A 9,166-nucleotide genomic window follows, 5' to 3' on the forward strand; every position below is an offset into this window, starting at 1 on the left:
CTCCGGGAGAAATCCCGGGGGTCTCTGTCGTATGTCGTGACGGCAGTGATTGACCGCCACCGCTTCGATCGTGCTGGTCCCCTCGCAGAAATGAAGAGTGGTTCACCTCGCCGACGTCAGGCGGGACTCACCCCCTAGCCGACGAGGATCTCGATCGGTGAGGTTCCCGGCTTCTGTTTCGCCTCCGTCTACTCGCTTACTTCATGTCGTCGTCTTTCCGCAGGCATCGGTCGGCGCACCTGCCGTCGTGGCTGACTTCTGTGGCTGAGGTCGCCAACGGCACGGCTCAGCTGACCAGGGAAGGCGGCGCGATCGTTCGTCCGCGGTCGTAGAGGTCTCGCGCGGTGGCGTTCTTCAGATGCGGCCGGAGAAGGCCGAACATGGTTCTGACCCGGTCGTCGGCTCGGCCGGACTGCACCATGGGGTAGTCGTCGAGCGCCTGATGCCAGGTGTCGCAGGCCGCTTCCAGGTGGCCGACCTCCAGTTGCCGTTCGGCCAGCATGGCGCGGTGTCGGACGCGGGCACGGCGATAGACGCTGTAGCGCACCTTGTCGGACTGCTGCATGGCTTCGATGGCGCCGGTGACGTCGCCGAGTTCGTAACGCACCTGGCTGATGTGGTAGTTGAGTGACGCTGGGTCGTACGAGCCGAATGCCTTGCCGCGCGACTCGGCACGGTCCATGGCGGTCTCGGCCTCCCGGATGTACCGCAGTGCCCGGGTTCGGTCGCCGGTCTGTGCGGCGGCGTGTGCTTGCTGGCCGGCGAGGAAGGCCAGCATGCGAGGTCCTGCTTTAGGGGAGGCGGCTGCTGCGGCGTCTGCCAGTTCCATGGCCTTGCCCCCGTGGCGGAGGTCGATGGCCTGGACGCTCATGCCGCGCAGAGTAGTGCAGTAGGTCAAGTGGTCCTCGGCGGTGCCCGCCAGTTCCAGTGCTTTGACGTAGTAGCGCTGTGCGAGGCCGTGCAGCCCCTCGTCCACGGCCATGTAACCGGTCAGGTACAGCAGGTCCGAAGCTGCGGACAGCATGGCCTTCCGTACGTCTTCGGGGGCGTCGGCGCGCAGATAGGACGCCACGGTGTTCACCATGAACGAGGCGGCCATGGGGCGTGCGTGGCGACCACCGAACTGGTCGTCGAGTTCCGAGACGCGCTCGGTCATGGCGATGACCATGTCCACTTCATTCATGCCTATCCGGCGGACGCGGCCGGACTGGACCGCTTCGGCACGGCCGATGACATCCGGCCACCCGGGAATCGTGAGGGCGACGGAGAACAGGCCGGCCCCCAGGACGCTGCGGCGCGATGGGTCCATGTCCTGCCTCCCGAGGTCGATCAGCCCCTCCACGGTATCCGCGGCTGTCGGGGAGTGATCGCGGGGAACGGGCAGACCGGCCTCAGCGTGCGTTACGGGCCGCCCCAGACGCCGAGAGAGGGCTTCCAGTACGCACACCCGCACGGCCCCGCGAGGCACGGTGCCGCCCAGCCAATGACTCACTGCCGACTCGTCGTATCGCAGGGGTGTGCCCATCTCGGTTCCCACACGGTTCACCGCCCGAGCGAACTGGCGGTAAGTCCAGCGGCTCTCGGTGAGCAGACGCCCGAGCGCCCCGTTCGGTTCACGCTCGGCCATGCCCTCAACTCCCCGTGCCCTTGCGAACTTTCAAGGCTTTCAAGTCCCGGCGTCGCTCCAACGGTACCGCTGTGCGTGGTCACACGGTTGCGTAGAGGCAGTAGGGGACGGCGAGACCTCGCCGCAGCCAACGTCTGAGGGACTGAGGGATGAAGAGCGAAGCGCGGGCCCGACTGGCCCAGTTGATCGAAGAGCGTGGAGTGGACGGGGCGCTGAGGATCGGCGCCTACGAGGGCGCGGACCCGCCGCCGGGCTCGAACCTGTTCCCCCTGTGCGAGTGCCCGCTGCACAGCCGTCCCGATCCTCAGGACGCTGCGGCTGGGCTGAGCATCGCAGTGCGCGAGGCGAACGAGCGCAGTCGCGGCGAGCGGCTGTGAGGCAGTTATCCGCAGTCGTCGGCCGTCACGCCGCAGCGCTGCTGATCATCGCCGTCTCCGCGTCGATCGGCTTCGTCCTAGGCGTGACATCTGCCTCCACCCCCACCTGACTCCTCCCTCCCCACACATTCAGTTCCACGTGTGGCGAGGGAGGGCCCACTGCCGAAAGGGGTGGGCACCCGTCCGGCCGCCTTCTTTCGTCAGGGCCGGCAGCCGGACGGGCTCAGCTCCGCAGCATCAGCCGCGGGGCCCGTTTCAACCGTAAGAGGAGAACACGATGAACGTGGACGAACTGTTCACCGGGGATCTGATCACCGGCGTCCCGGCCGTCGAGGCCACGCTGCTCGACAAGATGCCCGGCGGTGGCGACAACAACGGCGACCACTGCTCCAAGTAGCCGAGGGCTGAGCCAGGCGGGGCGGGGTCGTTCGCGGCCCCGCCCCGCCGCATGACTTCGAAAGGGACGACATGTTGTCGATGCGTCTGCGCCTGGCCGATCTCCAGCAGCCGCGATGGAAACCGGAAGGAGGCCGCTGGGTCAACGGCGAGAGCTGGATCGAGCCCGCGAACGTGCCCACGCTGGTCATGGAGGTACGCGACGACCAGGCGTCATGTGTGCGGATGAGGGTGAAGGAATGCAAGAGGGGCGAGGCCGACTTCGTTGAGGTCGTCATGACGACCGGCGAAGCCCGACTCACAGCGGGCGCCTTCGGGACAGCCCCGCTGTACCTGCTGGAGAAGGCCGGCGAGCTGCACGCCTCATGGGACGTGGCAGCACTGGGGCCGTACCTGTCGGCTGACCGCCTGGCGCCGCGTGTTGTGGCGCGGACGCTGACCAGGCAGCATCGCTACACATCCGAGACGCTGTTCGAGGGTGTCCACCGTCTGACGGAGCGGGCGTCGGCCACGTTCACCGCTGCCGGAATCGGCATCCGCTACCCGGAACCTGCCGAACACGTCCTGGAGCCCCGCGCGCTGCGTCCCGGTGTCGATCCACTCGCCATGCTCGACGAGTTGCTGACCGACGTGATCCGTGAAGCGCCGAGCGCTACGGGGTGTGTGGGCCTCGAACTGTCGGGTGGCGCCGACTCCGGGAACGTAGCCCTGGCCGTGAAGGCGGCGCGCATTCCGCAGGTGCACAGCTTCGGCTTACTGGTCGGGGGAAGCATCGGCAGGCAGCAGAGCGAGCGCCGCAACGCGTACGCCGATCACTGCGGCTTCAGAGATGTGGCCATTCCCGCCTTGCGGTACCCGCCGTTCTGCCCCGGCGGCGTACGCGCTCTGCGCCGCCCGCATGATCCGGCGGGGGCGTTCTACCAGGAAGCCTTCGACGCCGTACGCGAGCAGGCAGCCACCCGACGGTGCGAGATCATGTTCACCGGCGGTGGAGGGGACGAGGTCAACGCCCACCACTCAAGGACGTCCGCGGAGCTGCCGACGCCGGAAGCCGTTCCGTGGCTCGGTCCGAAGGCGGTCGGCGCCCTGGGCGAGGTGAACGAGCACCTGGCGCCCATTCCCGTCCTGCCCGTGCCGACCCTGATGGCATTCGGCATGCACAATCCCGGCTTCCTGCGAGTCGGCGTCTGGCCGGTGAGCCCGCTCGTACACCCGCGGATCGTCCGGTTCATGGAGCAGCTGCCTCACGAGTACAAACGGGGCAAGGCGCTGTTCCGAGAGCGGATCAGGCGGGCAGGACTGCCGGAGTCGGTGGCGTCACCGGCCGAACCGGAGAACTTCCTGGCTGTCCTGGAGAAGGGGCTGCGCTCCTACGGCCTACCCGTACTGGACGACATGCTCAAGGAATCCGCCCTGGTCGATCTCGGCTACGTTGACGGCAAGGCACTCGCTCAGGCCCGCAGGGACGCCGGTGCCGCTTTGACCGTCCCTGATCTGCTGTGCGATGTCCTCGCCCTTGAGGTCGGACTGCGGAGCCTCATGTGACCGGCCACGACACGGAAGCGGAACCAGTGGAAGCGACGAACCTCCTCTACCGGGACCCGGCCCTGTACGACGTGATCCAGTCCGACAGCACCGGCGCCGACATGTGTCAGACCTTGATCGATACGCATCGGCCGGACGCCCGGACGCTGCTCGACTTCGGATGCGGCACCGGCAGGGACCTGGAGATCCTGGCGAAGCGCTACGAGTGCACCGGCCTGGACCTCCAGCCCGGCATGGTCGACTACGCCCGCCAGGTCCGGCCGAAGCTGGACATCCGCATCGGAGACATGCGCACCGCGCGACTCCGGCGGTGCGTGGACGTCGTGACCTGCCTGGGCAACAGCCTCGCCTACGTCCACGACAACGACGAGATCACCCAGGTCTTCGCCACGTTCGCGGCCCACGCCCACCGGGGCAGCCTGCTCATTCTCTGCTCCCCCGTCGCACCCATCACGCGTACCGAACCGGTGACCGCCACGGTCGACACCCCGCGCGGCCTGGCGACCGTCACGATCCGCCACGAGTGGGACCTGCAAACCCAGATCAACACCATGCACCGGCACTGGGCACTCCCCTCAGGGGACGAGGCCCAGGACGAGATCCGCAGACGCGTCCTCTTTCCGAGGGAGCTCGAACAGTACGCGGAGCGGGCCGGCTTCGAGGTCCTGGACATGATGGACAGTTCCGGAGCCAGGCTCACAGGGCCGACCGCGTACACGGTGGCCAAGTGCACCTGACTTTTTTAACGGACGGTGAGAGACGCTGAGCTGGATGTCCCATCTGGACCCGGGTAACGGACCTGGCCCTTTCCCTGCTTGCTGAGGTGACTCTCTGCTAGGAAACAGGCATGGATGCTGCGCTTGTCGGACTCGGAGGTACAACCGTGGGTGCCTTCGCAGGCTTTGCGGGCGCTTGGCTGGCTCAGCGTGGGCAGGTACGGCTTCAACGCGAGCAGCGTGTGCACGCTGAACAGGTGAGGTGGCTAGGTGAGAAGAAGCCTCTTTATCGCGATCTCACGATCGCTCTGCACGGGTGGCACGACTCTCTGGTCGCCATCTGGAAGAACGAGGATGGCAGCGATCTGGCCGAGCATCGCACGGCTGCCTACAAGTGGTCCATTGAAGCCTCGCTCATAGCCAACGACGATGTCCGCTCAGCACTCGTAAAAGTGCAGCGGTCCTTCATGCATGACGCCCAGCCCATCATTCTCAGGCGGCCTGACGAAAGGGACGGCTGGCCGCTCAAGAGCGTCGAAGACGCGATGGAAGAGCTGGAAGCAGCCTTCCGAGCAGAACTCGCGTCGCCACGACAACTGGAGGCGCCTCGCGAACGGACTTTCCGTTGGGGGCGTCAAATTCCGCCCGAATCGCGTCGGATCGAGCGCGGAGCCGCTGCGGGATGAAGGGGCGTCCGTACAGCAACTCCATACCGCAACCTCAGCAACCGACCCTGACCGATAGCGCTCATGCGGGGCCTCGCAGCGGCCGGTGTGACCATCGCAGACCGATCCCGGCCCCTGGCGTTTCCCGAACAGCAGCGAAGGGGAGTCTGCCCGGGACTGCGGCTCAGTGAAGGTGCCGACCGTCGGCCTCTTGGAGGATGAGAGGGGCGGGGATCCACGGCCTGCAACATAGTCCCGAGGTGGCTCCCGGGGACCTTTGTGCCCGCCCCTCTTGACCGCGGACCTCGAAGGTTCTCTGACCGGTCTCTATCCACTGGCAAGCTAGCAAGTGGCTGTGACAATGGGCCGGGGCCTCAGGCGTTTTCGGGGAGCTGCTGCGGGAGTGGCGCGCCGGCCCCCGTTCTCATGGAGTCGCTGCGTCGTGCGGGAGCTTGCACGCGTCGTGCTTCATATGAAGGATCCGGAGGTCATGCAGGGCGGTGGTGGGGAAGGGGTGCTGTACCCACTTGGCTCGGTATCCGTCCTCGCCGTACAGGCGCAGCAGGTTCTGTGCCGCCTCCGTGATGGCGTGGGTCAGAAAGGCGCGGGGCTGTTTCGACCGCCATACGAGCTTTCCGGCTGAGTCGGGCTTGTCGTAGCTCGCGTCCATGTCGGGAAACTCGTAGATCGCGATGGTCACGTCGGCGTCCTGGCTGCGAAGGACCCACCTCATCTCGATGGGTTCGAGGTCGAAGGAGACTCGCTGGACGGAGGGTGCGGGGTCGTAGAGGCCCGCTACGCGACGGATCAGGTCGGCGAGAGCGTCGGTGCAGTAGCTGACGACGTGCTTCGTCTCGGACGTGCTGTCTGCTATGCGGCAGGTGGCCCAGCCCGATCCGCTGAGTTCCCAGCTGAAGTCGAGATCGCCTGGCATCGTTCAGCTCCCTGTCGTGTACTGGCCCGGTCGCGCCTTCAGACGGGGTGATCGTAGAGCTTCCACGGTGAAGGCCCTCAGGCGCATGCCCCGGGGGCCTCCACCGCGCTTCTCTACGCCAGGCGTTCGCGGATCAGGTTGATGACCGCGGGGGCGTGGTCGTTCAGGTAGAAGTGGCCGCCCTTGTAGGTGTGGAAGGTGGTCGTTGACGTGGTGTGGGTGGTCCAGGCTGTGGCTTCCTCGTCGGTTACCTCGGGGTCTTCTGTGCCGTTCAGGACCTCGATCGGGCAGTTCAGAGGCGTTGAGCCCTGGTAGCGGTACGTTTCTGCGGCTCTGTAGTCGGCTCGGATGGCCGGGAGGACGGAGCGGAGGAGTTCGTCGTCGGCCAGGACCGCGGGGTCGGTGCCGCTCATGCGGCGGATGGTGGTCAGGAGTTGGGCGTCCGGGGAGAGATGGACGTTTTCGTTCTCGCGAGGGCGGGAAGGGGCGCGGCGGCCCGAGGCGAAGAGGACGCGCGGGGTGGTGCCGGCGGCCTCCAGGCGGAGGACGACCTCGAAGCCCAGGGTCGCGCCGAGGCTGTGGCCGAAGAGGGCGATGGGGCGGTCGCACCAGGGGAGCATTTCGGCGGTGACCAGGTCGGCCAGGCGGCGGACGTCGTCCACGCACGGTTCGTTGCGGCGGTCCTGGCGGCCGGGGTACTGGACCGCGATCACGTCCGCGGCCGGGGTCAGGGCTCGGGAGACCGGGAAGTAGTAGCTCGCCGATCCGCCCGCGTGGGGCAGGCAGAAGAGGCGTACGGGGGCCTGTTCGGCCGGGTGGAAGCGGCGTAGCCAGCTCGTGGCGGGGCGCGTTGAGGTGGTCATCTGGGTGCGGTGTCCTTACGCAGTGCTGTCATCGGGCCGCCGGCCAGGTGCCCGGGGGGTGCCAGCCTCTTGTGGGGCCCCAGTTGGACCGGGGTGGGGCGGCGGGGTTCTCGGGCGCCTCCTGGGTCCTCGTCGCGGAGAGGAGGACCAGGAGGACGGCGGCCAGTTCGGTGGGGGTCGGGTTTCCGCCTTCGATGCGGATGGAGGAGTCGGCCATGTCAGAACGGAGGGTTGCCGTGCTTGCGCTCGGGTAGCGGCACGTGCTTGGCGCGCAGGACGTCCAGGGCGTCGGCCAGCACCTGGCGGGTGGAGGCGGGGTCGATGACGTCGTCCACCAGGCCGCGTTCGGCCGCGTAGTACGGGTGCATCAGCTCCTGGCGGTACTGCTTGACGCGCTGGGCGCGGGCCGCCTCCGGGTCGTCGGCGGCGGCGATCTCGCGGCGGAAGACGACGTTGGCGGCGCCCTCCGCGCCCATGACGGCGATCTCGTTGGTGGGCCAGGCGAAGGACAGGTCGCAGCCGATGGACCGGGAGTCCATCACGATGTACGCGCCGCCGTACGCCTTGCGCAGGATGACCTGTACGCGGGGGACCGTCGCGTTGCAGTAGGCGTACAGGAGCTTCGCGCCATGGCGGATGACCCCGTTGTGCTCCTGGTCGCTGCCGGGCAGGAAGCCGGGCACGTCGACCAGGGTGACCAGCGGGATGCTGAACGCGTCGCAGGTCTGCACGAAGCGCGCGGCCTTTTCGGAGGCGTGGATGTCCAGGACGCCGGCGAGGGAGGCGGGCTGGTTGGCGACGATGCCGACCACATGGCCGTCGAGGCGGGCCAGACCGCAGATGATGTTGGTCGCCCAGTTGGCGTGCACCTCGAAGAGGTCGCCGTCGTCGACGATCTCCTCGATCACGGCCCGCATGTCGTATGAGAGGTTGGGGTCGGCCGGGACCAGCCGGGACAGGGTGTCGCCGGGGCGGTCGACCGGGTCCTCGCAGGGGACGACCGGCGGGAGTTCGCGGTTGTTGGACGGGAGGAGGGAGAGCAGGTGGCGTACCTCCTCCAGGCACTCCTCCTCGGTGTCGTACAGGAACGCGCTCGCGCCCGACACCGTGGAGTGCACCTGCGCGCCGCCGAGGTCGTTGTGCGTGATCTTCTCGCCGGTGACGGCCTGCACGACGTCGGGGCCCGTGATGTACATCTGTGAGATGTCGCGGACCATGAACACGTAGTCCGTGAGCGCCGGGGAGTACGTGGCGCCGCCGGCGCACGGGCCGAGCATCACGCTGATCTGCGGGATCACCCCGGACGCGGCGACGTTGCGGCGGAAGATGCCGCCGTAACCGGCGAGTGCGGTCACACCCTCCTGGATACGGGCGCCCGCGCCGTCGCTGAGCGACACCAGCGGGGCACCGGCCGCCAGCGCGAGGTCCATCACCTTGTGGATCTTCTGGGCGTGCGCCTCACCGAGTGAGCCGCCGAAGATCCGGAAGTCGTGTGCGTACACGAACACCCTCCGGCCCTCGACCTGGCCCCAGCCGGTCACCACGCCGTCGGTGTGCGGTCTGCGGTCCTCAAGGCCGAATCCCGCCGCGCGGTGGCGGCGCAGCTGTTCGATCTCGCGGAAGGTACCCGGATCGAACAGCAGGTCCAGCCGCTCGCGCACCGTGAGCTTGCCCCGCGCGCGCTGCGCCTCGGTGGCGCTCGGCGAAGGGCCCAGCTCCACGGCCTCCTTGATCGCTCCTCGTTCGGCCACTCGGACACTGACATCGGCAACGGTCATGATCCACCCGTCTCTTCGGCCATCGGGCCCGCCGATGGCGGCGCCCTGGGCAGTGCGTGTCATTGAAGGGCCCGGGGCGTGCGTGGAGAACACCGACCACCCCCCTGACCGCTCCCCGGCCCGGCAGGACCCCGGCCCAACAGGCATCTCGTCCGCCACAACCCCTGCCACCGGCGGTTTCGCAGGGGCGCGGGGGTCGCGCGGGCAGGGTCAACACCTGGGGGGATAGGGGTGTCGCCGTCCTCCGCGGGCGACCTAGCGTGCG

The 9,166-nt window shown here is 67.8% G+C and carries 9 protein-coding genes; 4 read left to right on the plus strand and 5 right to left on the minus strand.

Annotated elements, in window-relative coordinates; translation table 11 throughout:
- Nucleotides 1-286: 286 nt before the first annotated feature.
- Nucleotides 287-1,627: a tetratricopeptide repeat protein gene (locus tag OG242_RS16220; RefSeq protein ID WP_405898840.1), complete on the minus strand. Its 1,341-nt coding sequence runs from the start codon at nucleotides 1,625-1,627 to the stop codon at nucleotides 287-289.
- Between the two features lie 149 nt (nucleotides 1,628-1,776).
- Here OG242_RS16220 and OG242_RS16225 point away from each other — a divergent pair, with 149 nt between their 5' ends.
- The 4 genes from OG242_RS16225 (at nucleotide 1,777) to OG242_RS16240 (ending at nucleotide 5,347) form a co-directional block, all read left to right on the plus strand.
- Complete coding sequence (locus OG242_RS16225; protein WP_405898841.1) at nucleotides 1,777-2,004, plus strand: hypothetical protein; 228 nt, start codon at nucleotides 1,777-1,779, stop codon at nucleotides 2,002-2,004.
- A gap of 468 nt (nucleotides 2,005-2,472) precedes the next feature.
- Nucleotides 2,473-3,945 (plus strand): asparagine synthase-related protein, encoded by a 1,473-nt coding sequence (locus OG242_RS16230; protein WP_405898842.1) that lies wholly within the window; start codon nucleotides 2,473-2,475, stop codon nucleotides 3,943-3,945.
- A gap of 26 nt (nucleotides 3,946-3,971) precedes the next feature.
- Nucleotides 3,972-4,682 carry a class I SAM-dependent methyltransferase gene (locus tag OG242_RS16235; protein WP_405898843.1) on the plus strand — a complete coding sequence of 237 codons (711 nt, stop codon included), beginning with the start codon at nucleotides 3,972-3,974 and terminating at the stop codon, nucleotides 4,680-4,682.
- Nucleotides 4,683-4,828: 146 nt separating this feature from the next.
- Nucleotides 4,829-5,347, plus strand: a complete 519-nt coding sequence (locus OG242_RS16240; RefSeq protein ID WP_405898844.1) for a hypothetical protein — start codon at nucleotides 4,829-4,831, stop codon at nucleotides 5,345-5,347.
- 403 nt (nucleotides 5,348-5,750) lie between these two features.
- Here OG242_RS16240 and OG242_RS16245 read toward each other — a convergent pair whose 3' ends face one another.
- The 4 genes from OG242_RS16245 to OG242_RS16260 form a co-directional block, all read right to left on the minus strand.
- Complete coding sequence (locus OG242_RS16245) at nucleotides 5,751-6,260, minus strand: hypothetical protein (RefSeq protein ID WP_405898845.1); 510 nt, start codon at nucleotides 6,258-6,260, stop codon at nucleotides 5,751-5,753.
- Nucleotides 6,261-6,373: 113 nt separating this feature from the next.
- Nucleotides 6,374-7,123 (minus strand): thioesterase II family protein, encoded by a 750-nt coding sequence (locus OG242_RS16250; RefSeq protein ID WP_405898846.1) that lies wholly within the window; start codon nucleotides 7,121-7,123, stop codon nucleotides 6,374-6,376.
- A 28-nt stretch (nucleotides 7,124-7,151) separates the two neighbouring features.
- On the minus strand, nucleotides 7,152-7,340 hold the full coding sequence (locus OG242_RS16255; RefSeq protein WP_405898847.1) for an acyl-CoA carboxylase epsilon subunit: 189 nt from the start codon (nucleotides 7,338-7,340) through the stop codon (nucleotides 7,152-7,154).
- A gap of 1 nt (nucleotide 7,341) precedes the next feature.
- A complete protein-coding gene (locus OG242_RS16260) occupies nucleotides 7,342-8,901 on the minus strand; it encodes an acyl-CoA carboxylase subunit beta (protein WP_405898848.1) in 1,560 nt (519 codons plus the stop codon).
- Nucleotides 8,902-9,166: the final 265 nt, after the last annotated feature.

The sequence above is a fragment of the Streptomyces sp. NBC_00727 genome (assembly GCF_045161745.1).
GTDB lineage: Bacteria > Actinomycetota > Actinomycetes > Streptomycetales > Streptomycetaceae > Streptomyces.

What these genes read in the sequence shown, in the direction of transcription:
- OG242_RS16220 (WP_405898840.1), bottom strand. Translation starts at nt 1,627, where the DNA reads ATGGCCGAGCGTGAACCGAACGGGGCGCTCGGGCGTCTGCTCACCGAG.
- OG242_RS16225 (WP_405898841.1), top strand. Translation starts at nt 1,777, where the DNA reads ATGAAGAGCGAAGCGCGGGCCCGACTGGCCCAGTTGATCGAAGAGCGT.
- OG242_RS16230 (WP_405898842.1), top strand. Translation starts at nt 2,473, where the DNA reads ATGTTGTCGATGCGTCTGCGCCTGGCCGATCTCCAGCAGCCGCGATGG.
- OG242_RS16245 (WP_405898845.1), bottom strand. Translation starts at nt 6,260, where the DNA reads ATGCCAGGCGATCTCGACTTCAGCTGGGAACTCAGCGGATCGGGCTGG.
- OG242_RS16250 (WP_405898846.1), bottom strand. Translation starts at nt 7,123, where the DNA reads ATGACCACCTCAACGCGCCCCGCCACGAGCTGGCTACGCCGCTTCCAC.
- OG242_RS16255 (WP_405898847.1), bottom strand. Translation starts at nt 7,340, where the DNA reads ATGGCCGACTCCTCCATCCGCATCGAAGGCGGAAACCCGACCCCCACC.
- OG242_RS16260 (WP_405898848.1), bottom strand. Translation starts at nt 8,901, where the DNA reads ATGACCGTTGCCGATGTCAGTGTCCGAGTGGCCGAACGAGGAGCGATC.